25 protein-coding genes are annotated in these 25,454 nt (G+C 72.0%); 14 read left to right on the top strand and 11 right to left on the bottom strand.

The features are described from left to right. The first annotated feature begins 49 nt into the window (after positions 1-49). From AC5L30_RS20050 to AC5L30_RS20065, 4 genes are all read left to right on the top strand, one after another. Complete coding sequence (locus tag AC5L30_RS20050) at positions 50-3,511, top strand: ATP-dependent helicase (protein WP_494869053.1); 3,462 nt, start codon at positions 50-52, stop codon at positions 3,509-3,511. 226 nt (positions 3,512-3,737) lie between these two features. Continuing rightward, complete coding sequence (gene cspE, locus AC5L30_RS20055; protein WP_007464836.1) at positions 3,738-3,941, top strand: transcription antiterminator/RNA stability regulator CspE; 204 nt, start codon at positions 3,738-3,740, stop codon at positions 3,939-3,941. A gap of 223 nt (positions 3,942-4,164) precedes the next feature. After that, the gene (locus AC5L30_RS20060) at positions 4,165-5,478 is read left to right on the top strand and encodes a DEAD/DEAH box helicase (protein WP_494869055.1); all 1,314 of its coding nucleotides are present in this window, start codon (positions 4,165-4,167) and stop codon (positions 5,476-5,478) included. Between the two features lie 245 nt (positions 5,479-5,723). Then, positions 5,724-5,924, top strand: coding sequence for a hypothetical protein (locus AC5L30_RS20065; protein WP_494869056.1), 201 nt, complete (start codon positions 5,724-5,726; stop codon positions 5,922-5,924). 295 nt (positions 5,925-6,219) lie between these two features. Here the strand turns inward: AC5L30_RS20065 and AC5L30_RS20070 are convergent, their stop codons facing one another. From AC5L30_RS20070 to AC5L30_RS20085, 4 genes are read right to left on the bottom strand one after another with little or no spacing between them, the layout of a single operon-like run. Continuing rightward, complete coding sequence (locus AC5L30_RS20070; RefSeq protein WP_494869058.1) at positions 6,220-6,681, bottom strand: RrF2 family transcriptional regulator; 462 nt, start codon at positions 6,679-6,681, stop codon at positions 6,220-6,222. A gap of 1 nt (position 6,682) precedes the next feature. After that, on the bottom strand, positions 6,683-7,567 hold the full coding sequence (locus tag AC5L30_RS20075) for an ABC transporter permease (RefSeq protein ID WP_494869060.1): 885 nt from the start codon (positions 7,565-7,567) through the stop codon (positions 6,683-6,685). Beyond that, positions 7,557-8,336 (bottom strand): ABC transporter ATP-binding protein, encoded by a 780-nt coding sequence (locus tag AC5L30_RS20080; RefSeq protein ID WP_494869061.1) that lies wholly within the window; start codon positions 8,334-8,336, stop codon positions 7,557-7,559. Before AC5L30_RS20080 ends, AC5L30_RS20075 begins: the two co-directional genes overlap by 11 nt. After that, positions 8,333-9,394, bottom strand: coding sequence for an ABC transporter substrate-binding protein (locus tag AC5L30_RS20085; RefSeq protein WP_494869063.1), 1,062 nt, complete (start codon positions 9,392-9,394; stop codon positions 8,333-8,335). The genes AC5L30_RS20080 and AC5L30_RS20085 overlap by 4 nt, the downstream gene beginning before the upstream one ends. A gap of 173 nt (positions 9,395-9,567) precedes the next feature. Between AC5L30_RS20085 and AC5L30_RS20090 the strand changes: the two genes are divergently transcribed. The 4 genes from AC5L30_RS20090 to nudC are packed head-to-tail and all read left to right on the top strand — an operon-like array spanning position 9,568 to position 13,536. Then, positions 9,568-9,810 (top strand): hypothetical protein, encoded by a 243-nt coding sequence (locus AC5L30_RS20090; RefSeq protein ID WP_494869064.1) that lies wholly within the window; start codon positions 9,568-9,570, stop codon positions 9,808-9,810. A 10-nt stretch (positions 9,811-9,820) separates the two neighbouring features. Then, a complete protein-coding gene (locus tag AC5L30_RS20095; RefSeq protein ID WP_091406156.1) occupies positions 9,821-11,131 on the top strand; it encodes a M16 family metallopeptidase in 1,311 nt (436 codons plus the stop codon). A 55-nt stretch (positions 11,132-11,186) separates the two neighbouring features. Next, on the top strand, positions 11,187-12,530 hold the full coding sequence (locus AC5L30_RS20100) for a M16 family metallopeptidase (protein ID WP_494869065.1): 1,344 nt from the start codon (positions 11,187-11,189) through the stop codon (positions 12,528-12,530). Between the two features lie 43 nt (positions 12,531-12,573). After that, positions 12,574-13,536, top strand: coding sequence for an NAD(+) diphosphatase (gene nudC, locus AC5L30_RS20105; RefSeq protein ID WP_494869066.1), 963 nt, complete (start codon positions 12,574-12,576; stop codon positions 13,534-13,536). 127 nt (positions 13,537-13,663) lie between these two features. Here nudC and AC5L30_RS20110 read toward each other — a convergent pair whose 3' ends face one another. From AC5L30_RS20110 to AC5L30_RS20120, 3 genes are all read right to left on the bottom strand, one after another. Beyond that, positions 13,664-13,939, bottom strand: a complete 276-nt coding sequence (locus AC5L30_RS20110; RefSeq protein WP_494869067.1) for a hypothetical protein — start codon at positions 13,937-13,939, stop codon at positions 13,664-13,666. Between the two features lie 214 nt (positions 13,940-14,153). Next, the gene (locus AC5L30_RS20115) at positions 14,154-14,393 is read right to left on the bottom strand and encodes a DUF397 domain-containing protein (protein ID WP_030337575.1); all 240 of its coding nucleotides are present in this window, start codon (positions 14,391-14,393) and stop codon (positions 14,154-14,156) included. A 74-nt stretch (positions 14,394-14,467) separates the two neighbouring features. After that, positions 14,468-15,448 carry a helix-turn-helix domain-containing protein gene (locus AC5L30_RS20120; RefSeq protein WP_494869068.1) on the bottom strand — a complete coding sequence of 327 codons (981 nt, stop codon included), beginning with the start codon at positions 15,446-15,448 and terminating at the stop codon, positions 14,468-14,470. Between the two features lie 215 nt (positions 15,449-15,663). Between AC5L30_RS20120 and AC5L30_RS20125 the strand changes: the two genes are divergently transcribed. Next, positions 15,664-17,016, top strand: a complete 1,353-nt coding sequence (locus tag AC5L30_RS20125; RefSeq protein WP_494869069.1) for an MFS transporter — start codon at positions 15,664-15,666, stop codon at positions 17,014-17,016. A gap of 9 nt (positions 17,017-17,025) precedes the next feature. Here AC5L30_RS20125 and AC5L30_RS20130 read toward each other — a convergent pair whose 3' ends face one another. Next, the gene (locus AC5L30_RS20130; protein WP_139582276.1) at positions 17,026-17,268 is read right to left on the bottom strand and encodes a mycoredoxin; all 243 of its coding nucleotides are present in this window, start codon (positions 17,266-17,268) and stop codon (positions 17,026-17,028) included. Positions 17,269-17,360: 92 nt separating this feature from the next. Here AC5L30_RS20130 and AC5L30_RS20135 point away from each other — a divergent pair, with 92 nt between their 5' ends. From AC5L30_RS20135 to AC5L30_RS20145, 3 genes are all read left to right on the top strand, one after another. Next, positions 17,361-19,526 (top strand): ATP-dependent DNA helicase UvrD2, encoded by a 2,166-nt coding sequence (locus tag AC5L30_RS20135; RefSeq protein WP_494869071.1) that lies wholly within the window; start codon positions 17,361-17,363, stop codon positions 19,524-19,526. A gap of 154 nt (positions 19,527-19,680) precedes the next feature. After that, on the top strand, positions 19,681-19,896 hold the full coding sequence (locus AC5L30_RS20140) for a hypothetical protein (RefSeq protein WP_210786474.1): 216 nt from the start codon (positions 19,681-19,683) through the stop codon (positions 19,894-19,896). 130 nt (positions 19,897-20,026) lie between these two features. After that, positions 20,027-20,392 (top strand): WhiB family transcriptional regulator, encoded by a 366-nt coding sequence (locus AC5L30_RS20145; protein ID WP_030490434.1) that lies wholly within the window; start codon positions 20,027-20,029, stop codon positions 20,390-20,392. Between the two features lie 317 nt (positions 20,393-20,709). Here the strand turns inward: AC5L30_RS20145 and AC5L30_RS20150 are convergent, their stop codons facing one another. The 3 genes from AC5L30_RS20150 to AC5L30_RS20160 form a co-directional block, all read right to left on the bottom strand. Then, positions 20,710-22,056 carry an ABC1 kinase family protein gene (locus AC5L30_RS20150; protein WP_494869072.1) on the bottom strand — a complete coding sequence of 449 codons (1,347 nt, stop codon included), beginning with the start codon at positions 22,054-22,056 and terminating at the stop codon, positions 20,710-20,712. Beyond that, positions 22,053-23,165, bottom strand: coding sequence for a TOMM precursor leader peptide-binding protein (locus AC5L30_RS20155; RefSeq protein ID WP_494869074.1), 1,113 nt, complete (start codon positions 23,163-23,165; stop codon positions 22,053-22,055). The genes AC5L30_RS20150 and AC5L30_RS20155 overlap by 4 nt, the downstream gene beginning before the upstream one ends. A gap of 222 nt (positions 23,166-23,387) precedes the next feature. Further along, positions 23,388-23,558: a DUF5679 domain-containing protein gene (locus AC5L30_RS20160; RefSeq protein ID WP_167457767.1), complete on the bottom strand. Its 171-nt coding sequence runs from the start codon at positions 23,556-23,558 to the stop codon at positions 23,388-23,390. A 513-nt stretch (positions 23,559-24,071) separates the two neighbouring features. Between AC5L30_RS20160 and AC5L30_RS20165 the strand changes: the two genes are divergently transcribed. Both AC5L30_RS20165 and AC5L30_RS20170 read left to right on the top strand, forming a co-directional pair. Then, positions 24,072-24,602, top strand: a complete 531-nt coding sequence (locus AC5L30_RS20165; protein WP_494869075.1) for a M48 metallopeptidase family protein — start codon at positions 24,072-24,074, stop codon at positions 24,600-24,602. Positions 24,603-24,790: 188 nt separating this feature from the next. Further along, entirely contained in the window at positions 24,791-25,399 is a 609-nt protein-coding gene (locus tag AC5L30_RS20170; protein WP_494869076.1) for a hypothetical protein, read from the top strand. Positions 25,400-25,454: the final 55 nt, after the last annotated feature.

The following is a 25,454-nucleotide window of genomic DNA, read 5'->3' on the forward strand; positions in this document are numbered from 1 at the left end:
CGCGCGTGAGGGCGAGGAGTGCGCCGGTGTTGGGAACTGAGACGGCACCGTGAGTCAGCCCACCCTGTTCGGCGCGGGTCCCGCGCCGACGCCCCGGCTCGCCGACTCCGGCCCCCGGTACACCCCGGTGGAGCTGGCCAAGCTGCTGCGGTTGCCGGCGCCCACCCGGGAGCAGGCCGCGATCATCGCCGCCCCGGTGGAGCCGCTGCTGGTGGTCGCGGGCGCCGGGTCGGGCAAGACCGAGACGATGGCCGCCCGGGTGGTCTGGCTGGTGGCCAACTCGTACGTAAGGCCGGAGCAGATCCTCGGGCTGACCTTCACCCGCAAGGCGGCCGGCGAGCTGGCCCATCGGGTACGCGCCCGGCTCGACCAGCTGATCCGCCGCCTCGGCCGGCAGGGACGGGACCCGTTGGACGACCCGCTCGCGGGTGAGCCCACCGTCTCCACCTACCACTCGTACGCGGGCCGGATCGTCACCGAGCACGGGCTGCGGGCCGGCTACGAGCCGTCCACCCGGCTGCTCACCGAGGCGTCCCGCTGGCAGTTGGTCGACCTGCTGGTGCGCAACTACGACGGCGACATGTCCGAGGTGGACCGGATGCCGAGCACCATCACCGACGCGGTGCTGGCGCTCGCCGGGGAGCTGGACGAGCATCTGGTCGCGCCGGACGACCTGGCGGCCTGGACCGGTCGGTTCTTCGCCGAGGTGCAGTCCCGGCCGGGTCGGGTGTACGCCGACGTGCGCAAGGCGCTCACCCTCCAGCAGACCCGGTTGCGTCTGCTGCCCCTGGTGCGGGCGTACGCCCGGCGCAAGGAGGACTTCGAGGCGATGGACTTCGCCGACCAGCTCGCCCGGGCGGCCCGGGTGGCCCGGGATCACCCGGGGGTCGGCGTGATCGAGCGGGACCGTTTCCGGGTGGTGCTGCTCGACGAGTACCAGGACACCAGCCACGCCCAGGTGGTGTTGCTCAACGCGCTGTTCGGTGGCGGGCACCCGGTGACCGCGGTGGGCGACCCGTGCCAGTCGATCTACGGCTGGCGGGGGGCCAGCGCGGGCACCCTGGACCGGTTCCCCACCGAGTTCGCCCGCGCCAACGGTGAGCCGGCCCCGGCGCTGGGGCTCACCACGAGTTGGCGCAATCGCCCGGAGATCCTCCGGGTGGCGAACGCGCTCTCCACCCCGCTGCGGGCGGCAGGTGCCCGGGTGCCGGAGCTGCGCTCCGCGCTGACCGTCCGGGACCCGATCCCGCACCGCAGCCCGGGCGGCGCGGCCGGCGGCACGGTGCACTGCGCGATGCTGCCCACGTACGCCGACGAGGCCGACTGGATCGCCGACAGCGTGCTCGCCGCCTGGCGCGGGGCGGCCGGGATGCCGGCCGCGGCCCCGGAGCACATCCCGGTGGCGCAGCGCCCGACGACCGCCGTGCTGGTCCGGGTCCGCAGCCAGATCCCGGCGATCGAGTCGGCGCTGCGTGAGCGGGGACTTCCGGTCGAGGTGGTCGGGCTGGGTGGCCTGCTGGACACCCCCGAGGTACGCGACGTGGTCTGCACGCTGCGGGTGTTGGCCGACCCGACCGACGGCGCCGCGCTGCTGCGGTTGCTCACCGGCGCCCGTTGGCGGATCGGGCCGCGTGACCTGGTGGCGTTGCACCGGCGGGCGCGGGCCATCGCGAACGCCCGGCGGCAGGTGGCCGCCGACGAGGCCTCCGAGATCAGCCCCGACCTGTTGGACGAGGCGACTCTGGTGGAGGCGTTGGCCGACCTCGGGCCGGCGCAGGCGTACTCGGCGGAGGGGTTCGCGCGGCTACGCGCGTACGGCCGGGAATTGGCGCTGCTGCGCTACCGACTGGACCAGGCGCTGCCGGACCTGATCGCGGACATCGAGCGGACCATCGGCCTGGATGTGGAGGTCGCGGTGCGGGCCGGCCGGGATGGCGCCGGCGACGCCGGCCTGGCCCGGGGGCATCTGGACGCGCTCGGCGACGTGGCGGCCCGGTTCAGCGGGGAGACGCCCGGCGCGACGCTGTCCGGCTTCCTGTCCTACCTGGCCGCCGCCGAGGACGAGGAGCGTGGTCTGGCACCGGGCGAGGTCGAGGTGGTGGAGGGCGCGGTGCAGGTGGTGACCGCGCACGCGGCCAAGGGCCTGGAGTGGGACGTGGTGGCGGTGGCCGGGCTCAGTCGTGGGCTGTGGCCGGGCCCGGTCCGCAACTCCGACCACTGGCTGGGCGGGTTGGGCGTGCTGCCGTTCCCGCTGCGCGGCGACGCCGACGGGTTGCCCGAGTTGGCGCTCGACGAGGCGGGGGACCAGCGGGCCGTGGCGCGGGCGGTGACCGACTTCACCGACGCGTGGCGGGCCCACGACGAGCGGGAGGAACGCCGGCTGACGTACGTGGCGGTGACCCGGCCGCGCCGGCTGCTGCTCTGCTCCGGTTACTGGTGGGGGGAGGGCACGAAGCGACCGCGAGGCCCGTCGGTCTTTCTGCGCGAGGTGTACAACGCCTGCCTCGACGGCGGGCCGGGGCACCTGATCGACGCGTGGGCGCCGGAGCCGACCCCCGACGCGACGAATCCCACGGCGGAGGTGGTGCTCCGCGCGGAGTGGCCGGCCGACCCGCTGGGTGGCCGCCGGCCGGCGTTGGCCGAGGCGGCCGGGCTGGTGCGTCGCCTGATGGCCGACGGTCCGGCGGCGGCGCTTCCCGGACCGGTCGGGCCGGTGCTCGCCGGGCCGGTGAGGCCGATCGGATCGACGGCCGAGTCAGCCGAGCCGGCTGAGCCAGACGAGCCGGCCGAGTCGGCCGAGCCGGAGGTGGATCCGGAGGTGGCGCGCTGGCAGCGCGAGGCGGACCTGCTGTTGGCGGAGCGCGCCGAGCTGACCCGGCTCTCCGGTGCGGTCGAGGTGGCGCTGCCCGGGGCGCTGAGCGTCACCCAGCTGGTCGCGCTGCGGCGCGATCCGGCGGCGCTGGCCCGTACGCTGCGTCGCCCGGTGCCGACCGAACCCAACCCGTACGCCCGTCGAGGCACCGCCTTCCACGCCTGGTTGGAGCAGCGCTTCGGCGCCGATCGCCTGTTGGACCTGGACGAGCTGCCCGGTGCGGCCGACGCCGATGCCGCACCCGACGAGGCTCTGGTCGAGCTTCAGGAGCGCTTCCTGGCCAGCGAGTGGGCCGACCGGTCACCGGTGGAGGTGGAGGTGCCGTTCGCCACGGTGATCGCCGGAGTGGTGGTGCGGGGCCGGATGGACGCGGTCTTCGCCCGGCCGGGTGGCCGCTTCGACGTGGTCGACTGGAAGACCGGCGCGCAGCCCACCGGGCCGGCGGCCGAGGTGGCCGCCGTACAGCTGGCCGTGTACCGGCTGGCCTGGGCGGAGTTGGCCGGTGTGCCGGTCGATCGGGTGGGCGCGGCGTTCCACTACGTCCGGCACGGGGTGACCGTCCGGCCCACCGACCTGCTGGATGTGACCGGCCTCACGGCCATGATCACCCAGTTGCCCGAAGATTCTGCCCAACATTGACCACGGCGGGGAAAACCGTGGTAGGTTGACCGGGTTGCAGTTTTGGTTACCAGAGACTCTGTGTGCGCCTGGCGGGATTGTGGCCCCAGGCGCTCTTTGTTGTGTCCGGAGTTCTCCGGGCGGGGCGACCAGAAGCGACAGGCGATTCGCGCATCCCCGCGCGGAGCGCTCCTCTTCGGGCACGCAACAAGTGCGTGTCCGACGTTCCGTCAAGGAGACGAAACACATGGCTATTGGCACCGTGAAGTGGTTCAACGCTGACAAGGGCTTCGGCTTCATCACCCCCGACGGCGGCGGCGCCGACGTTTTCGCCCACTTCTCGGCGATCCAGTCCTCCGGCTACCGGAGCCTGGACGAGAACCAGCGGGTCGAGTTCGAGGTGACCCAGGGCCAGAAGGGCCCGCAGGCGGAGAACATCCGCCCGCTCTGATCTTCGGATCGGTCAGCATTACCTGTCGCGCCCTCCGGGTGTGACGGTGACGGGACCGGCCCGCCCCGCCGCCGCCTGCCTATGCAGGCGGCGGCCCGGCGGCGGGCCGGCCTGTACTCCCTTTCGGTTCGTGCTTGTGAGTCCTGGCGGCCTTTTTCCGCTGGTGACAGCGCCGACTTCGGCGCCCTCCCTCGACACGTGCCGCGTCGAGGAAGGCTTCCGCATGACCACAGTTATTCCTTCTTTCGCTCATACCGGTCTGGCGCCGGCGCTGCTCACCGCGCTGACCGCGCAGGGCATCACCGAGCCGTTCCCGATCCAGTCGGCGACGCTGCCCGACTCGCTCGCCGGCCGGGACGTGCTGGGCCGGGGTCGTACCGGCTCCGGCAAGACGCTTGCCTTCGGGCTTCCGTTGCTGTCCCGCACCGCCGGCCGTAAGGCGCGGCCGGGCCGCCCGCTGGCCCTGGTGCTGGTGCCGACCCGCGAGCTGGCCCAGCAGGTCACCACCGCCCTGGCCCCGTACGCCCGCGCTGTCGGGCTGCGCTGCGCCACCGTTGTCGGCGGGCTGTCGTTGCAGCGGCAGGCGGATGCCCTGCGCGCCGGCACCGAGGTGGTCGTCGCCACCCCCGGCCGGCTGCACGACCTGATCAACCGCGGCGACGCCCGGCTCGACCAGGTCGAGATCACCGTGCTCGACGAGGCCGACCAGATGGCCGACATGGGTTTCCTGCCGCAGGTCACCAAGCTGCTGGAGCAGGTCGCGCCGCAGGGGCAGCGGATGCTCTTCTCCGCGACCCTGGACGGCGGCGTGGACCGGCTGGTCCGCCGCTTCCTGAGCAACCCGGTCACCCACTCGGTGGACCCGGGCACCGCGACGGTCACCGCGATGACCCACCACGTGCTGCACGTCGACGCTGCGGACAAGCCCGACGCGCTGACCCGGATCGCCGCCCGTGAGGGCCGCACCATCCTGTTCATGGGCACCAAGCACCGCGCCGACCGGCTGGCCCGCCAGCTGCTCTCCAAGGGGGTACGCGCGGCCGCGCTGCACGGTGGCAAGTCCCAGCCGCAGCGCACCCGGATCCTGGAGCAGTTCCGCAACGGTCAGGTGACCGCCCTGGTCGCCACCGACGTGGCGGCCCGTGGCATCCACGTGGACGGCCTGGACATGGTGGTCAACGTGGACCCGCCGACCGAGGCGAAGGACTACCTGCACCGGGGCGGCCGTACCGCCCGGGCCGGCGAGTCCGGCTCCGTGGTCACCCTGGTCCTGCCGGAGCAGCGCCGGGACGTGTCCCGGCTGATGGCCACCGCCGGCATCCGGCCGGAGTCGGTCCAGGTGCGCCCGGGTGACGGAGCGCTGGCGCGGGTGACCGGTGCCCGCGAGCCGTCCGGCGTGCCGGTGACCATCGTCGCGCCGCCGGCACCCGCCTCTCGGCCCCGCACCTCCGGCGGCTCGACCACCGACGGTGGCGCCCGGCCGGCGCACCGCGCGTCGGGTCGGTCCCGTCGGCCGCGTCGCCCCCGTACCGTCTGATCTTCTGCGCGTCGACCGACCCGTCCCGCTTCGGCGGGGCGGGTCGGTTTTGTCTGCGCGGTGTTCCGGGCCGGTCGGCTGTCCGTGCGGCCCGACCGGTCAGTCGGTCGCGCCGGGCGGCCCACTCTGCTGAGTCGGTAATCAGCCTCCGCTGGGTCGGCTGGCCGACTGCGCCCCGGCCGGTCGTGGTCGAGGCTGACCGACGGGGGAAGTCGGGCGGGGGGCCCGGCACGGGAGGGGTGACCATGGCGGGCGAAGCCGGCTCGGGTGCACTGCGTGAACTGATCCTGGTGGTCGCGGTCGCGCTCGCCGGATTGTTGCTCGCCATGGTTGCGGCCTTCGCGCCCTGGAATGCCACCCCGGCGGGTAACGCTCCCGCCGGTCTGGTGGAGCTGCGCAGTCCTGGCGACCCGGGCCTCGGCCCGGCGGCCGCGAAGGTGGGCTGAGCAGCGACCGGCCTGCCGGCGCCAGCGGAGGGGCAGGCCCGGTCAGGATCGGTACGAGGTGTGGTCGGGTCGGCGGGGCACCGGCCCGACCACACCGCCTTCGCGTCCTCTTCCGATCGTGCCGACGACGCCACCGTCCGACGACGCCACCGTCCGACGACGCCACCGTCCGACGACGCCACCGTCCGACGACGCCACCGTCCAAGGGCGACGCGACCACCCAAGATCGCGCTCGATCCGGGAAGTAGGCCCCTCGCTACTTTGGCGAGGCCACTACATCAATGATCGAGCGCGATCATGCGGGCGGTGCGTCTGTGCTGACCGGACTCGGGGCGTGGGTGAGCAGGTCGGCCAGGGTGGTGCTGTCGACCACCGTGGCGATCGCCCCGTGCACCGCCAGCCAGACGTCGGTGAGCCCGGCGGCCACTCCGTGATAGCCGGCCCGCTCGGCCGGCAGGCCGCGCACCGTGGTGAGCGAGCCGCCGACCGCACGCAGCACGTCTCCGACCGTGATCTCGTCGGCTGGGCGGGTCAGCGCGTACCCGCCATCGGCGCCGCGATGGCTGTGCAGCAGACCGGCTCGACGCAGGTCGAGCAGGATGCCCTGCAGGAAGCTGAGCGGAATGTCCTGCACCTCGGCCAGGCTGGCCGCCTTCACCAACTCGCCGGCCCGGTCGCCGTCGCCGCCACCACTACCGGCGGCGGCGACGGCGAGCATCGCCCGGAGCGCGTAGTCGCTGCGCGCGGAGACGAACACGTCACTGACCAGCCTGGTCCAGTACGCCCCAGCGGCGTCGGATGGCCTTGTCCGCCGCGCCGAACGCGGTGTCCACGAGGAGCCCGACAGCCAGGATGACGATCATGATGGCCATCAGCCGTTCCGCGTCCGAGAAATCCCTGGCGTAGGTGAGCTGAGCGCCGATCGACGTTCGCGCGGCGATGACCACGAGCAGTTCACCGGCCATCAGACTGCGCCAGGCGAAGGCCCAGCCCTGCTTGAGGCCGGCGACGATCGCGGGCAGCGCGGCGGGCGCGATGACGTATCGGTACAGGTTGAGACCTCGGGCACCCAGGTTGCGGCCGGCACGCTGCAGCAGCGGCGGGACGTAGTCCACGCCATGGATGACACCGTTGGCGATGGACGGCGCGGCGCCGAGCACCACCACGAAGAAGATCGCCTGTTCGCTGAGTTCGAACAACAGGATCGCCAGAGGAAACCAGGCGATCGACGGCATCGTCTGCAGCGCCGTGATCATGGACCCGATGGCGGCCCGGAGCACCTTCGATCGAGAGACGCCGAGGCCGAGCAGCAGCCCGACGGCTACTGCGGCGGCAAAGCCGATCACCGCACGCCGTGCCGTGGTGGCCAGCCCGTCCCAGAGCGCTTGACTCAGGAAGTAGTCGGCGAGGTCGGCGAAGACCGGCCCCGGGCCAGGTAGTGCCCACGGGTCCTTCCACCCGGTCCAGACCACGGCCTGCCAGATCCCGACAGCGATGGCCAGCGCGGCGAGCTTGGGCCAGGTGGCCGCCCAGAGCCGGGCGCCCCGGGAAGCCTCCTTGTCCCGGCCGGCGATCTCCAGCGCGTCGAGGCCGGTGATCTCCGCGTCGGTACGCGCCGAACTGGTGAGAGTGTCACTGGCCATGGCGGCCCACCTCCGTACGGAGCCGCTCGGTGACCTCGGCGGCGATGGCGGCGACCTCGGGGGAGTCGATCCGGCGAGGACGCGGGATGTTCACCTCGGTGGAGTAGATGATCCGACCGGGTCGGCTGGAGAGCAGGATGATCCGGTCGGCCAGCCGGGCCGCCTCGCGGACGTTGTGCGTCACGAAGAGCACCGAGAGTTTGCGCTCGGACCAGATCCGTTCCAGCTCGTCGTGCAGGATGTCCCGGGTCATCGCGTCCAGCGCGCCGAACGGCTCGTCCATCAGCAGCACCGGAGTGTCCAGGGCCAGCGTGCGGGCGAGCGCGACGCGCTGCCGCATACCGCCGGAGAGCTCGTGCGGGCGCTTGCGGCCGAAGTCGGCCAGGTGCACCGTGCGCAGCAGCTCGGCCACCCGCTCCCGGCGCTGCGCTCGGGGGAGCCGGCGCAGCTTGAGCGGAACCTCCACGTTGGCGTCGACGGTCAGCCACGGGAAGAGCGCCGGCTCCTGGAACATCAGGCCCGGGTTGGCGTCGCCGGCCAGGGTGATCTGCCCACCGCTGACCCGGTCCAGCCCGGCCACCAGGTTGAGCAGGGTGCTCTTGCCGCAGCCGGACGCGCCGACCAGGCAGACGAACTCGCCGGGCGCGACGTCCAGCGACACACCGTCCAGGGCCAGGACGGCGTTCGCCCCGCGCCCGTACACCTTGGTCACGCCGGAGAGCGCGACCGCGGTGGTCGCGCTCGGCGGCGTCGTCGTGGTCGACGTCATGGCTGGACGACCTCGGGCTTGCCCTGCGCCTTGAGCGCGTTGTTGAGGTACTTCAGGTCGTACAGGCCCTTGAGGTCGACCGGCTCGGTCAGGTCGACGTCGACGGCGTGGTCGAGCCCGGCCTTGAGCGAGGACGAGATCGGGTCGTTGGTGAACTCCAACGTCGGCCACGCCTGCTTGATCAGCTTCAGGTCCAGCGGCTTGCCGGTGATCTTGCCGATCGCGTCGGAGATGGCCTGCTGCGCCTCGTCCGGCTTGGTGTTGACGAACTCGTTGGCGGCCACCTGGCCGTCGACCAGCTTCTGCACCACGTCCGGGTGCGCCTTGAGGAACTTGGTGCTCACCAGCAGGTTGGTGATGACGAACTTCTTGTCCGGCCACAGGTCGCGCTCGTCAACCAGCACCTTGCCGCCGGCGTTGACCAGGCGGGAGACGAACGGCTCGGGCACCCAGGCGCCGTCGATCGCACCGCTGTTGAACGTCTCGATGGTCTGGGCGTTCTCCTGCGGCACGATCTTGACGTCACCGCCACCCTCCTTGGTGGTGGTGAGGCCCTGCTGCTTGAGCCAGTAACGGATCGCCACGTCCTGGGTGTTGCCCAGCTGCGGGGTGGCGATCTTCTTGCCCTTCAGGTCCTGCGCCCCGGTGATGCCGGGTTTCACCACCAGCGCCACGCCGCCGGAGGCCGCGCCGGAGATGACCCGGACGGCCTCACCCTTGGACTTGGAGAAGGCGTTCACGGTCGGGTTCGGACCGATGTAGGTGGCGTCCAGCGCGCCGGAGAAGACCGCCTCGATGGCGGCCGGGCCGGCGTTGAAGGTCTTCGGGTCCAGCTTGACGTTGCTGCCGAGCTTCTCCGCGAAGATGCCCTTCTCGACACCGACGACCGCCGGCGCGTGGGTGATGTTGGGGAAGTAGCCGAGGCGCAGCGTCACCGGGCCGGAGCCGCCCGCGCCATCGCTGTCGTCGCCGCACGCGGCGGTGCTGCCCAGGGTCGCCGCGCCGATGGCGGCGAGGGTGGCCAGGGTGACCAACCGGCGCAGGGGGAGCCGTCTCATCGTCCATCCAATCCGCAGTATTCCTACTTAGTTGGTAGGAAGAGTGGGCCAGGCTGCGGTCAGCGTCAAGGCCCATCCACATGGCGGGATGGCGCGTCTCAGTTATGTCGGTATTTCCTACCAGCTTACTAGGGTAATCGGCGTTCGGTGACCGGCAGAGCGGCGACTTCGCGATGACCTTCCACTGGTTTCTGCCCACCTCTGGGGACGGCGACCAGGTCGGTGCCGCCACCGTCACCGCGGGGGCCGCCAGACTCGACGAGTACGCCGCGCTCGGCGTCGACAAGTTCATCCTCTCCGGCTGGCCGCACCGGGAGGAGGCCGAGCGGGTCGGCGCCGAGGTGCTGCCCCTGGTGACGGCCCCGGTCGCGGCGGCTCCGGGAAGGTCGCGGGTGGCGGAGGTGTCGACGCGCTAGGGTCGACTCCGTGGCGGCGCGGAGATCCAGAATTCCAGCGACGAAGTATCCGGTCGAGCGGTTCACCCTCGACAACGGCCTGCGGGTGGTGCTCACCCCCGATCGCAGTGCCCCGGTGATCGGGGTGGCGGTGGTCTACGACGTCGGCATCCGCTCCGAGCCGGAGGGGCGTACCGGCTTCGCCCACCTCTTCGAGCACCTGATGTTCCAGGGCTCCGAGAACCTGGAGAAGCTGGCCCACTTCCGGCATGTGCAGGGCGCGGGTGGCACCTTCAACGGCTCCACCCACCTGGACTACACCGACTACTTCGAGACGCTGCCGAGCAACGCGCTGGAGCGCGCGCTGTTCCTGGAGGCGGACCGGATGCGCGGCCCCCGGCTGACCGAGGAGAACCTGCGCAACCAGGTCGACGTGGTCAAGGAGGAGATCCGGGTCAACGTCCTCAACCGGCCGTACGGCGGTTTCCCCTGGCTGACCCTGCCGCCGGTCATGTTCGACACCTTCCCGAACGCCCACGACGGCTACGGCTCCTTCGACGACCTGGAGTCGGCGACCGTCGCCGACGCCGCGGACTTCTTCCGCCGCTACTACGCCAGCGGCAACGCCGTGCTGGCCGTGAGCGGGGACATCGACGTGGCCGAGGCGACCGAGCTGGTCACCCGGCACTTCGGCGACGTGCCGGCCCGGCCGGCACCGCAACGGCCCGACTTCACCGAGCCCGACCTGAGCGCCGAGCGGCGCACCTCGTACACCGATGCCCTGGCGCCGTTGCCGGCGGTGGCCGGCGCCTGGCGCGTGCCCGACCCGGTCACCGACTTCGCCGGCTACCTGCCGTACGTGGTGCTGGCCGAGGTGCTCACCGACGGCGACGCGTCGCGGCTGGTCGAGCGGCTGGTGCAGCGGGACCGCACGGTGACCAGCCTCGGCGGATACCTCGGTTTCATGGGCGACCCGTTCGACGTCCGCGATCCCACTGCCCTGCTGTTGCAGGCGCACCTGCCGCCCGGTGGCGACGTGGACAAGGTGCTGCGCACTATCGACGAGGAACTGGACCGGCTGGCCACCGACGGGTTGACCGACGGCGAGCTGGCCCGCACCCAGGCCCGGATGGCGACTCACCTGCTGCGGGACACCGACGCGGTGCTCGGTCGGGCGCTGCGGATGGCCGTGCTGGAGCAGCAACGCGGCGAACCGGGCCTGCTCAACGAACTGCCCCGGCTGGTCGGCGAGGTCACCGAGGAGCAGGTCCGGGCCGCCGCGGCCACCCTGCGCCCGGAGCGGCGGGCCGCCATCGAGGTCATCGCCGGAGGTGTTCGGTGAGCGCGAGGAGTGAGCCGGTTTTGCGAGCCCCGCAGTCGCGAGCGAAGGTGACACAGTGAGTATCGCTACTGCTCCTGCCGGGCCGCGTACGCTGCCGCCGCTCGGGCCGACCCGCAAGCTCAAGGTGCCCAAGCAGGCCGAGCGCACCCTGCGCAACGGTCTCACCGTGATCGCCGTGCGCCGGCCCGCCGTACCCCTTGTCGAACTGCGGCTCTGGGTGCCGTTCGGCCGGGTGCACCTGGCCCGCGGCGCGATGCTCTCGCAGACCATGCTCTCCGGCACCGAGTCGATGACCAGCGTGCAGATCGCCGCCGAGTTGCAGAAGGTGGGCGGCGGGCTCTCCGCGGGCGTCGACCCGGATCGACTGATGCTCTCCGGTGCCGGCCTGGTCAGCGGCCTGGACCGGATGCTGGAGCTGCTGGCCGAGGTGCTGACCGGCGCCAGCTACCCCAGCGACGAGGTGGCCACCGAACGGGACCGGCTGGTCGACCGGATCCAGGTGGCGCAGAGCCAGCCTTCGCACCTGGCCCGGGAGGCGCTGCTCAAGCGGATCTACGGCCGGCACCCGTACGCGACGCAGACGCCGGAGCCCGGCCAGATCCGGGCCGTCCGACCGGCGGCACTGCGCACCCTGCACTCCGAGCGGGTCCATCCCACCGGCGCGCAGTTGGTGCTGGTCGGTGACGTGCAACCGGAGAAGGCCCTGGACGCGGCCGAGCGGGCGCTCGGTGGCTGGTCGGGGGCCGGGCGTACCGCCGAACTGCCGGCCACCCCGCCGCTGGAGCCGGGGCCGCTGCTGCTGGTCGACCGGCCGGGATCGGTGCAGTCCTCGCTGCGGATCGCGCTCCCGGCGGTGTCGCGCACCGACCCCGACCATGCCCCGCTGCAACTCGCCAACCTGATCTTCGGCGGCTACTTCTCCTCGCGGTGGGTGGAGAACATCCGCGAGGACAAGGGCTACACGTACGGCCCGCACTCGGTGATCGAGCACTCCGTCGCCGGGTCGGTGCTGGTCGCCGCCGCCGATGTGGCCACCGAGGTCACCGGTCCGGCGCTGCTGGAGACGACGTACGAGCTGGGTCGGCTGGCGTCGCTGCCCCCGAAGCCCGAGGAGTTGGAGCAGGCCCGGCAGTACGCCCTGGGCACCCTCCAGCTCGGCATGTCCACCCAGGCCGGGTTGGCGGCGTTGACCAGCGCGTACGCGGGCAACGGCCTGCGCCTGGACTTCCTCGCCGAGTACGCGGCGAGGTTGGCGAAGGCGAGCATCGACGACGTCGCGCAGGCGGCGGCCCGGTACCTGGCACCGGCTCGGGCGGCGATCGTGGTGCTCGGCGACGCGGAGCGGGTCACCCCGGGGCTGGCCGCGCTGACCACGGTTCACACCGAGCCACGAGCGTGAGCGAGCGGAGCGTCGGCGTGACCGGGCACAGCGGAGCGTCGGCGTGAGCGGGGAGGCGGCGCCGCCGTTGGCGCGGTCCACGCTGGATCGGGCAGCGCACCGGCGGGGTGACTCGCAGTGGTTGACCGAGGCGTGGTTGCGCGCCCGGGTGCTGCTGCTCGATTCGACCGACGAGGGTCGGACGCTGGCCCGCACCGAGACGTCGCCTCCGACGTTGGTGCTGTTCGGGGCGGGTGACGTGCCCGCCGGCTCCGAGTCGACGGCGATGTTCCTGGGTGTCGAGCCGGACGGGGTGCCGGTCTTCGCGGTCGACGCGCCGCTGCCGGCGATCCCAGGGACCCGGGCGGTCCACCTCCGCGAGGTGGGTCACCTGCTCGCCGACCGGGAGGCCGGCATCTTCACCACCGCGCTGGCGCTGGTGAACTGGCACACCCGACACGGTTACTCGACGAGCACCGGCGCGCCGACCGCGATGGACGAGGCCGGCTGGTCCCGGGTGGACCGCAATGGTGGGCGGATCTGGCCGCGTACCGACCCGGCGATGATCGTGCTCGTTCACGATGGCGTGGACGGCCCGGACGGCCGCTGCCTGCTCGGCAACAACGCCAGCTGGCAGGGCACCCCGGGTGGCCGGCGCTACTCCTGCCTGGCCGGTTACGTGGAGCCGGGCGAGTCGGCGGAGGCGGCCGTGCTGCGCGAGGTCCGCGAGGAGGTGGGCATCGGGGTCGAGCGCATCGGGTACGTGGGCAGCCAGGCATGGCCGTTCCCCGGCTCGCTGATGCTGGGCTTCCTGGCCACCGCGAACCCGACCGAGCCGGTGCGGGTCGACCCGTCCGAGATCGCGTACGCCCGGTGGTTTTCCCGCCGGGAGATCGGGGCCGCGTTGGCCGGGCAGACGGTGGACGTGGGCGATGGGGCCCGGCTGATCCTGCCGCCTCCGTCGTCGATCGCGCTGTTCCTCATTCACCGCTGGCTGGACGGCTGGGTGGACGCCGACCGCCGCTGAGCACGGTCCCGGCCCGTGGCCGCCGTTGCCGCGGCGGTCACGGGCCGGGAACACGGGCCGTCGTGGTCGGTGGGTGCGAGAAACGCGGCGGGGGAGCCGGTCCGACCACGACGGACGACCTGTGGAATCAGGTGCCGGTGCGGCTCGGTCTGTGTCGGAAGGCGGGCCGCGACTCGACCAGTGGCAGGACCTTGACCCGTTGCTTACCGGCGCGGACCGCGCCGACGGTGGCCAGCGCGCGGGCCAGCAGGAGGGCGGCGTCCCGGTCCTCGGCGTGCACGATCTGCCGTCGCGGCTCGGGCGTGGTCGTCTCGTCGCGAAGTCGGTGGCCGTCCGCCCAGGCGGCGGCGATGTCCCCGTCAGCGACGGCGCGGATGTCGGTGCGAACGATCAGGAACCGCATGAGGGTCTCCGGATGAACCGCGACGGATGAGCCGGTGTGGAAGTTCCACGTACTCGAGGGCCATGTTACGCCCCGTGTTCGTCCCAGCAACTGAAACGCGCCTATCGGTTTCGAGCCTCGTCCGATCGGCGGATGGCTGCTCAGCGGGGTCGGCGGGCGTGAACGCGACGGGGCCGCCGGCAGTGCGCCGACGGCCCCGTACCCGGTCGAACAATCAGTTCAGATCGAACTGGCCCTTCTTCGCCCCGGTGATGAAGCCGAGCCACCCCGCGCGGTTGAACAGCAGCACCGGGCCGCCCCGGTCCTTGCTGTCGCGCAGGGCGACCGCCGACGGGCCGGTGGCGAGCGGGGCGACCTCCACGCAGTTGGAGGTCTGGCTGCGTGTACTGGTACGCCACGGGGCGTCCGCCAACGAGTGGGCGGAGACGGACGGCGTGTTGCGGATGTCGTTCATGGTTTTGCTCCTGATGTGCAGCGATCCGATGGGACGAGTGGTGCCGCACGTCCTGACGGAGGGTCCCCCGTGGATCACCGGTCCGTCAGTCGCCCCGATTCCCGGCGGCGTTGGGTCGGCGCCGTTGCCGGCCCGAACGCCACTGTGGATGGGTGCGTCGCCTCGGTCAGCCGTCCCGTCGCCTCGATCAGCCAGGAGAGGGTGTCCGAAGCGTTAAGTGCCGCCGTGCATAGCCACTCGAACACCACTTTATAGCGATTTAGCGTGATTGCCTCGGTCGACATGACGTCGGTGAAGCCGCCTTCGATGGCCAAAGTCTCCGGATCGAGGGGATCGGCGAACCGGTAGACGGAGAAGGCGGTCGGCGGAAGGTACCAATTGCCGATCTGGGTGTCCCGGAGCAGCACATGCAGGGCCACGTTGGGCAGCAGCGCCAGCTCGCAGAGTTGGAGTAGTTGCTCGTGCAGCACCTCCGGCGGCCCGGCCCGGCGGCCGAGAGCCGCCTCCTCCAGCACGGCGGTGTAGCGGGGAGCGTGCGGCTCCCGGGTCAGCAGCGACTGACGGGCCAGCCGCGCCTGCACCTCGGTTTCCGGCTCGTCGCCGGGCTCCGGCTCGCCCGCGCCGGCGCTCACCTGGCGGGCCGACACGATCCGGAGCTGGGCGTACCCGGGGGTCTGCAACAGGCCAGGGACCAGCACCGGGTTGTACTCGGAGATCTCCGCGCAGCCCGCCTCCAACTCGGCCCAGCTGCGCTGTTGCTGCGTCATCACCGGGAAGTTCTTCAACCAGCCGCGCATGTCGCCGGCCTCGTTGGTGATGCCCAGCAGCTCGTCGTGCAGCGCCTGGTCGGCGCCGTAGAGGTCGAGCAGGTCGCTGACGTCCTGCGGGTCCGGTCGGCTGCGGCCATTCTCCAGGCGGGACAGTTTGGACGCGGAGGCCCAACCGATACGCTCGATGACCTGATCGCCCGTGAGGCCCGCGGCCTCACGCAGGCGGCGCAGCTCGATGCCCAACCGGCGACGACGCAGGATCGGGCTGGGTGCGGCAGGAGGCACAGTGTCCTCTTTCCCGTCGACCGCCGCAGACGCGACGGTAACTGTATGAAATTCGCCCCCCACGGTCAGTATGGACGGCGCGACCGGTGTCGGAGGTTCCGGCGAGGGCGTGTCTTGCGAAAATCGGACCACGGGAATGCCGGCTGACGACGGACCCGCGGTCGCGGCCCGTCGACCTCGCCCACCTGGGCAGGCCATCCCGCCGGAGGGACCCCATGCGCACGATCCTGCGCCGACCCGACTTCCGCCTGCTCTTCGGCGGCCTGCTGGCCAGCATGACCGCCGAGTCGATCCTGCTGCTCGCACTCGCCATCTGGGTCAAGGATCTGACTGGTTCGAACGGGTTGGCCGGTGCCACGATCTTCGCGGTCATCGCGCCGATGACGCTGGCACCGCTGGTCGGCTGGGTCGTCGACCGCTACCCGCGCCGGCCGTTCTTCGTGGCCGCGAACGTGGTGACCGCCGCCCTGCTCACCCCGCTGTTCACCGTCCGCGACGCGGGCGACGTCTGGGTCGTCTATCTGGTGGCCGCCCTGTACGGACTCTCGTCCATCACCCTCGGCGCGGCGCTCAGTGGGCTCATCCGCGAGATGGTGCCGGTCGAGCTGCTGGCAGAGGCGAACGGCGTGCTCCAGACCGTACGTCAGGGGATCCGACTGGTCGGCCCGCTGGTGGGCGCGGCGCTCTACGCGGCGCTCGGCGGGTGGGCGCTGGCCGGAATCGGCATGGTCGGATTTCTGACCGCCGCGGCGGTGGTGACCGCGCTGCCCGCCCCGCAAGAGGTGCCGCCGGTGGTACGGCTGCGGTGGCCGGCCGAACTGGGCGCCGGCCTGCGGCACCTGGCCGGCGAGCCGGCCCTGCGGCGAGCCCTGCTCGGCTACGGGCTCGGGTCACTGGTGATGGGCTTCAGCGAGTCGCTCATCTTCGCCTACGTCGACCAGGGGCTGAACCGGGACGCCGCGTTCGTGGGTGTGCTGGTCACCGTGCAGGGCGTGGGTGGGTTGCTCGGTGGGCTCTGCTCACCGACGCTGGTCCGCCGGCTCGGAGAGGTCGGCACGCTGGCCGCCGGGGTCGCCTTCTTCTCTCCGGCCGCGCTCGCGCTGGCGTACCCCGATCTGTGGCTCGGGTTCGCGGCGGTCCTGCTGGCCGGGGTCTCGCTCCCGCTGACGATGGTGGGTCTGCACACGCTGATCCAGCGCCGTACCCCGCCTTCGCTGGTCGGCCGGGTCGCCGCGGCCACCCAGGCGGTGGTCAGCGGGCCGCAGGCGTTCTCCATCGGGGCGGGTGCCCTGCTGGTCGGATTCCTGGACTACCGGCTGCTGTTCGCGCTGGTCGCGATCGCCACCCTGGCCGCCGGAGGCTACCTGTGGCGGGGCCGGCACCTGAGTGCGCCCACCGGGGCCCGCCCACCGACGCCGCCCACCCGCCCGACGCTCCCGTCGCCCCGCCGACCGGCCGAGGACACCGACCGACCCGGGCTCGCGGCACCCACCGACCGACGCCACCGTGACCCTTCCCCAACACGACGAGCGGCCGCCCCGGGTGGGGCGGCCGCGCACCGAGAATGAACCGGCAGATCAGGCGGTGAGCGTCTCCAGGTGCTGCTTGACCTGGGTGATTGAGGGATTCGTCAGGGCACTGCCGTCGGCGAAGCGCAGCGTCGGCACTGTCTGGTTGCCACCGTTGACGCTCATCACGAACTCCGCGGCCTTCGGGTCCTGTTCGATGTCGACCACCTCGTACCCGATGCCCTCCCGGTCGAGCTGCGACTTCAGCCGGTGGCAGTAGCCGCACCAGGGGGTGGAATACATCGTCAGCATGGTCGGATCCTCCAACTCCTCCGGCCGCGGCTTGCGGATCAAGCCGAGGCTGTTCGCTGCAACGCTGGGAGGAGCTGAGATGATTCCTGGTTGTGGTGGTTCACTCAGCGTCGGAACAGGTGCTCGCCGGGCTGGACCCGGAGCAACGCTCCGCCGTGACCGCACCTGCCGGCCCGGTCTGCATCCTGGCCGGTGCCGGCACCGGCAAGACCCGGGCGATCACCTCCCGAATCGCCCACCGGGCGCTCTCCGGGGAGATCTCCCCCCGGCACGTGCTCGCGGTCACCTTCACCGCCCGCGCCGCCGCCGAGATGCGGAGTCGGCTCACCGTCCTCGGTGTGGGCGGTGTGCAGGCGCGGACGTTCCACGCCGCCGCGCTGCGCCAGGTGCGGTACTTCGCGCCCCGGCTGCTGGCCGGCCGTGCCATGCCCGAACTGCTGGACAGCAAGGTGCGGCTGGTCACCCTCGCCGCCGCCCGGGTCGGCCTGCGTACCGACCGGGCCGCCGCCCGCGACCTGGCCGGCGAGATCGAGTGGGCGAAGTCGTCGCTGGTCGAACCGACGGACTACGTGGTGGCCGCGGCCCGGGCGCTACGCGACACACCGCACGAGCCGGCGAAGGTGGCCGAGGTGTTCACCGCGTACGAGCAGCTCAAGCGCTCGAACGGTGTGATCGACTTCGAGGACATGCTGCGGGCCGCGGTGTGGGGCATCGAGGAGCACCGGGACGTCGCCGAGCAGGTCCGTGGCCAGTACCGGCACTTCGTGGTCGACGAGTACCAGGACGTCAACCCCCTCCAGCAGCGGTTGCTGGACGCCTGGCTGGGCGGCCGGGACGACCTGACCGTGGTCGGGGACGCCAGTCAGACGATCTACTCGTTCACCGGGGCGACCTCCGCGTACCTGGTCGACTTCCCTCGCCGACACCGCCACGCCACCGTGGTCCGGCTGGTCCGTGACTACCGCTCCACCCCGCAGGTGGTCGGGTTGGCCAACGCGGTGATCTCCCAGGCCCGGGGCACCGAGGCGCGCCTGCGGCTGGAGTTAAGCGGGCAGCGCCCGCCCGGCCCCGAGCCGGACCTGCGGATCTTCACCGACGAGCCGGCCGAGGCGAACGCGGTGGCCGCCCGCTGCCGGTCGCTGATCGACGCGGGCACGCCGGCGAAGGAGATCGCCGTGCTGTTCCGCGTCAACGCGCAGTCCGAGGCGTACGAGAAGGCGCTCACCGAGGCCGCGGTGCCGTACGTCGTGCAGGGCGCCGAGCGGTTCTTCGAACGGGCCGAGGTGCGCCAGGCGATGGTCGCGCTGCGTGCCGCCACCCGCTCGATCCCGGGGGAGACACCGTTGCCGGCCGCCGTCGTCGAGGCGCTCACCGCCGTCGGCTGGGCACCGGACGCGCCCCCGGCCGGCGGCGCCGCCCGCGAGCGATGGGAGGCGCTGTCCGCGCTGGTCCAGCTCGCCGAGGAGTACGCGGCCACCCCCGAGGTCGTGCCGATCGGCGAGGCCGCCTCGGTGGAGCGCCCGGTCACCCTCACCGATTTCACCGAGGAGTTGGCGCGCCGGGCCGCCCAGCAGCACGTGCCGACGGTGGACGGCGTGACGCTGGCCTCCCTGCACTCGGCCAAGGGGTTGGAGTGGGACGCGGTCTTCCTGGTCGGTCTCGCCGAGGGCACGATGCCCACCACGTACGCCAAGACCGTCGAGCAGGTCGAGGAGGAGCGCCGGCTGCTCTACGTCGGGATCACCCGCGCCCGGGAGTGGCTCTGGCTGTCGTACGCCGCCGCGCGCTCGCCGGGCGGGCGGGCCCGACGCCCGTCGCGGTTCCTGCCCCAGCTCGACCGCTCCGGCGGCACCGAACGGGCGACCGGCGGCGCCGGTCCGGCCCCCCGTCCCGAGCGACGGCGAACCCAGATCGTCTCCTGCCGGATCTGCGGCGCCACCCTGCTCGCCGGCCCGGACCGCAAGCTCGGCCGCTGCCCCACCTGCCCGTCCGATATCGACGATGAGCTGCACGAACGGCTGCGCGAGTGGCGGCAGCGGGTGGCCGGTGCACAGAAGGTCCCGGCGTACGTGGTCTTCACCGACGCGACACTCATCGCGTTGGCCGAGCGGCGCCCGGGCCGGTCGGAGGAGCTGATCGCCATCGCCGGCATCGGCCCGCGCAAGCTGGGCCTCTACGGGGAGTCGGTGCTGGCCCTCGTGGCTGGTGCCGGGGTGGACGATGTCTGCCCGGAGAAAACTTTCGAAATCTCGTCGTAAATTCGTTTGCCCTCGCCCCGGCGCGAGGAATAGCCTCAGGACACACCACGCGAGCGGCGCCATTCCGGCTGCTCACGGGGGTCGGTCCAGTCGATTCGAGGAACGTGAGGGAGGTGGCACCGTGAAGATCTTCACCTATGAGCGTCTGGCGGCGATGCCGTCTGTCTGCGCTCCGCTGTCGGCTGTCCGGGTGGCCCTTACGGCTGCACGACCGTCGGTTCCGCAGGTGCACCAGGTTCAGGCCGAGCTGATCCTGACCGTCGCGCCCGCTGGAGTCGAGGGGACCAGTGGCTTCACGGGCAATGGCATCCAGGTCGCCAAGAAGCGCATGGATGTCCGCGGCGTTCCACCTCGAGGTAAACCGGTCTGACCATCAGACTCCGGCTCACCTCGAGGCCGCGGAACCCGCTTACCGGGATCCGCGGCCTCAGTTTTTTGCCCGCCGTAAGTACGTCGGAATGCGATCCACGAGATCGAAGTGAGAGAGAGGTGACCGGGAGATGAGTCTGGCGTTGGCCCCCCTCGACATGAGCGTCGAGATGGAGGCGAACCTGCCCTGCCGGAAGTTCGACCCCGACCTGTGGTTCTCCGACTCGCCCACCGAGCTCGAGCTGGCCAAGTCGCTCTGCGGGGACTGCCCGCTGCGCGTCGAGTGCCTGGCCGGAGCCGTTGAGCGAGCGGAGCCGTGGGGCGTCTGGGGCGGCGAGATCTTCGAGCGTGGCGCGGTTGTCCCGCGTAAGCGGCCCCGTGGCCGTCCGCGTAAGGAGGACGTCGCTCGTGACGCCGAGCTTCGGGTCGAGGCCGAGGCGCGCCTGGCGGCCAGTGGGCTGTCCGAGGTGCGTGGCGCGGTCCGGCTGGCAGCCTGACATGTTCCCGACCCGTACCAACTACGCCGGTGGCACACCGGCAGTGAGTGAGAAAACGATGTTGAACGTTCCGAGTGGAGCCTTCGAGATGCAACTACTCCACGAAGCGTTGACCCGGGCTCGAATGCGCCGGCCTCAGGCCGGTCGTACCACCACGAGCACTGAGGCAACCCGATCCGCCCGTACCGTCGCCATGACCGGCCGCAACCAGGCGGCTCGCGACCTGGGCGTTCTCTAGTACCACCCCACGCAGAAGGGCGGGTGCCGACCGGCACCCGCCCTTCCCCATGCCCTCAGGCGACCGGGCCTCGACGTCGTCAGGCGACCGGGGCGAAGCCGGGCAGCCAGCGCTCCAGGATGCTCCGGTACGGCGCCTTCGCCTCCAACTGGCAGAGCACCCCGATCGACCCGAGCGTCACCCGGTGGATCAGCAGGTACGACGGGGGCAGGTTGAGCCGCTTGCTCAGCTGGTACGTGGGGGAGCGAGGGCTGGCCAGTCGACCCGCCTCGGCCCGTAGCCAGGCCCGGGTGAACCGGAAGCCGTCCGCCGCGATGGGCTCCAGCATGGGGCGGATGAAGTCGAGCACCCCCTCGGCGTCGATCTCCTCGGCCGAGCCGATGAACCCCTCCGACCGCAGCCCCGCCACGACCTCGTCGGCATCGCCGCGCAGGGCCATCGCGGCGATACGACCGATCGGCTCCGGGGTGCCCTCCGGCATCCGGGCCACCGCACCGAAGTCGATCACCCCGAGCCGACCGTCGGGCAGCAGCCGGAAGTTTCCCGGGTGCGGGTCGGCGTGCAGCAGCCCAGCCCGCTGGGGCGCGGAGAGGTGCAGGGTGGCCATCAACCGACCCGCCTCGTCCCGATCCTCCTCGGTGCCCTCCCGGATGATGTCGGCCAGCGGTGTGCCCGTCACCCACTCGGTGACCAGCACCCGGGGCGAGGCGTTCACCACCTCCGGAATGTAGATCTCCGGGTCGTCGGCGTACGCGGCCGCGAAGGTGCGCTGCGACTCGGCCTCCAACTCGTAGTCCAACTCCTCGGTGATCCGTTCGCGCAGCTCGGCGAGGAGCGGCTTGACGTCCAGGCCCGGCTGGATGGCCCGGAACATCCCGCCCAGTCGGGAGAGCTGCTTGAGGTCGGCGAGCAGGGCGTCGCCGGCCCCCGGATACTGGATCTTGACCGCCACATCGCGGCTGTTCGGAGCCCCCGACTCGTCGAACCCCGGCTCGCGCCAGCGCGCCCGGTGCACCTGACCGATGCTGGCGGCGGCGGCCGGGACGTCGTTGAACTCGACGAACAGGTCCCGCCAGTCGGGGCCGAGCTGCTCGGCCAGCACCTTGTGCACGCTGGCGGCCGGCAGCGGAGGCGCGGCCTCCTGCAACTTCGTCAGCGCCTGCCGGTAGGGCGCGGCGATCTCCTCCGGCAACGCCGCCTCGAAGACCGACAGCGCCTGGCCGAACTTCATCGCCCCGCCCTTGAGCTGGCCCAGCACGCTGAACAGCTGCTCGGCGGTGCGCTGTTGAATCTCCGCGGAGATCACGTCGGAGGCGAGCCCGGTGACGCGCTTTCCCATCCCGAGAACGGTCCGGCCGGCGAAGCCGAGCGGCAGGGCGGCGAGCTTGGCGGTGCGGGACACGGCGCGGCGCGGGATGTCGGTCACCCGGTCATTGTTACCGACCGGAGGGCCCCGCTGCTGCTCTGCGGCCGGGCTGGTGCGGACACTCGGCCTCGCGAGCACCCACACGCCGGGTGTGGCGGCCAACCCCGACGACGGAAACGGCCGGCCCCGGTGATCTCCATGGCACCACCCAGCGTCTCCGGCTGACCTCCGTCCAGCTGGGTCAGCGCCTCGGTCAGCGCGTACCCGCAGGCGACGAGCACCGTGCCGGTCGTGACGGCGGCCACCGGGTCGGCGGCGGCGAGTTGAGCGGCGAGCCGCGGCCAGTCCGGGTCGCGGTCGGCCCGGTGCAGCTCGACGCAGTGCAGGCAGGGCCCGGCGGGTGGGCGGACCAACGGCCCGATCACCGGTACGCCTTCGCGCAACGTGACCAGCAGGTGCGGCTGCCGGCGCTGGGCGAGACCGGCGGCGAGCAGCGCGGGAGGCCGGTCCGTGCCGAGCTGGATCACCAGGTCGATCCGCCCGGCGCGGCTCGGGTGAGTGCCGGTGCCCGGTGCGACGCGGTTGACCGCAGCCCGCACCGCCGGTGCCAGCGGACGACCCAGTTCGCTGGCGGGGATGCCCGTGCCGATCAGGTCGACGGGGCGTACCGGGCCGGTGAGCTGGGGAATCACCTGCCCCACGCCGGACTGGGCCAACGCCACCGTGAGCGGCCCGCCGAGCGCCCCGGCGCCGGTGAGCAGGACTCGGGCCGTCCGCCGCCGACGCAGGACCTGGGCGGGGGTGCCGGGCAGTCGGGCGGTGGCCAGGGCCAGCGCGCCGGCCTCCGCCGCGAGCCGGGCACGGACCGGGCCGGTCAGGTCGCGGGGGAGCAGGCTGTGCGCGGGCACCAACAGGCCGGCGGCCCGCAAAGCGTCGAGCAGGGTACGCGCGTCGTCGGCGCTGACCTGGGCGGTCACCGCCTGGGCCAGCACGGTGCGCTCGCTGCGGGTGCCGTCGAGCAGGTCGAGCAGATGCGCGGCGCGAGGGTTGGCCAACTCCAGCAGGACGGCCGGCCCGGGGCCGACGCCGAGTTGGAGGGTGTGCCGGTCCCGCCAGAGCCGGCTGAGGCCGGGCAGCAGGGTGGGGCGGGGCAGCGCGGAGCGGCTCATGGTCACGAATCGTGACCACATCTTCGCGTTCAGTCGATCGTTGTCCACAGGTGGCCAGGCCGCTGTCCAGCGCTATCCACAGGATTTGACGGGTTTTCCACAGCCCGCTGTCCCTGCTGTCGGCCACCCGACAGGACTACCGACGCCGCTGGCACCGCACTCTCGATCGGCAACGGGGGCGGGGTGGCCACCGGCCACCCCGCCCCCGTTCACCCGTTCGGGTCAGACCTTGGCCTTGCCCAGGATGCGGTTCACTGTTGTTCCGCAAACCGGGCACTTGCCCTTGGCCATGTTCATTCCGGTCTTCGAGACCTCGACGTGCCCCTCGAAGTCCCGCTTCTCCTTGCACTTCACGCAGTAACCGTTGTAGGTCGTCTGGGCCTGGTCGGCCACGGTGCCCTCCTCGTCTCGTCCGCCGGTCAATGCCGTCCCGGCGGGGTGCCCGGCGGCGGGCCACACGGGGCGCCGGCGCTGGGTCTCACTCCGCGGCCACCTTCGTGACCGCTGGTCCGCGGACCCTACCCAGGTCTGGGCAGTTCCATGTCAGCTGTGCATCGACACTGTGAGCAAGTCGACGTCGAGAGTGTGCATGGCGAAATAGGTCGGATAAGTCAGTTTGGCGGGGACACGCCGACCAAACCCTGACAGCCACCCGTGCGAGTGCCCCCGCAGCGGCATTCGGGACGGTGATCACCTACGGTGGGGAGGTGCCGCGTACCGGCGTCATCCGCCTTCACGAAGGGTGACGAGGTGGCGCGATGGCGCCGCGGTCAAGAAATTTTCGGGACGCCTGGCGACCAATCACCATTTTCTGGGCGCGTGTCGTGCGGTTGACCCTTGCGGACCCCTGGTCAGTACGCATTAGCTTTCCTTCGTGACACGTAGTCGAGGCTGCGCGGGCCAGTGATGGCGGGGACGCGCAAGCCGGTCGTCGAGGTGCGGCGCAGCCAGCGCCGACGACGCACGGTGTCCGCGTACCGTGACGGTGAGCGAGTGGTCGTCCTCATCCCCGACCAGTTCTCCCGCGCCGAGGAGAGCGAGTGGGTCGACCGGATGCTCGCCCGGCTCGCCGCCCGGGAGGGGCGCCTCGCCCGCTCCGACGCCGAGCTGCTCGCCCGCGCCAACCGGCTCATCGACCTCTACCTCGCCGGGTACGCCACGAAGGCGGTGCCGGCCAGCGTCCGATGGGTCACCAACCAGAACGGCCGGTGGGGCTCCTGCACGCCGGCGGACCGCAGCATCCGAATCTCGCACCGCGTCCAGGAGATGCCCGATTGGGTGATCGACTACGTGTTGCTGCACGAGCTGGCGCACCTCATCGTGCCCAGCCACAACGCCCGGTTCTGGGCGTTGGTCGGTCGCTACCCCAAGGCGGAACGGGCCCGCGGCTACCTCGAAGGGGTCGCCGCCGCCTCCTGCGCCCCACTCCCCACCTGACCCACACTCCGGCCCGCGCCTTCGGGGCGCCGCGCGCCGAAATTCACTCGCGTTCCTGAATACCGCGCTGTTGAGGGCTCCGGGACACCGCGACTTCCATGAAACCGAGTCGATCATGCCGCCGAGCCCGGCTCAGGTAGGTGGGCCGGGTGGGGTGGCTGTATGGGGTGGGGCGCTAGGGTCGGGGGATGGCGCGACGGGTGGTGGTGGCGTTGCTCGGGCCGGTGCACTGGTCGCCGCCCGGTGTCGACCTGGCGCAGTGGCGAGCGGCTCTCGCGGAAGACGTCATCGACCTGTTCGCCACGCTCAACGAGGTGGAGGTCGCGGTCGCGGTGACCCCGGCCGACCGAGCTCTGGCCGATGCGCTGGTGTGGCCCGGCACGGCGGTGTACGAGGTGGCCGAGCCGACGCCCAACGCCGTGTTCGCCGCGCTGGACGGGTACGACCAAGCGGCCGTGCTGGTCAGTGACGTGCCTGACCTGCCCGCGTTGACCGTCGGCAAGCTGCTCCGCCCACTCACCACCCGACCGGTCGCGGTGGCTCCGGTCGAGGGCGGCGGCCCGGGTCTGCTCGGAGTCGCGGTACGACTGCCCGCGCCGGACTGGCTACCGACGCTGGAGCTGGATACGGCGACGCCGGCTGTGGCGCGCGCCAACGCCCCGCGACCGGGTGACGTGGCGGTCACTGCGGGCTGGCGACGACTGCGCGGCCCGGCTGACCTGGCCACGCTGGACCCGGCCTTCGAGGGTTGGGAAGCGACCCGCGCCCTGCTCTCCGGGTCGGGCCGACCCGGCTGAACCGCCGCGCGGGGTCTCTTCCCGGCCGCTCGGCACCGGGCCATCCGGCGCACTG

The sequence above is a fragment of the Micromonospora sp. BQ32 genome (assembly GCF_059358895.1).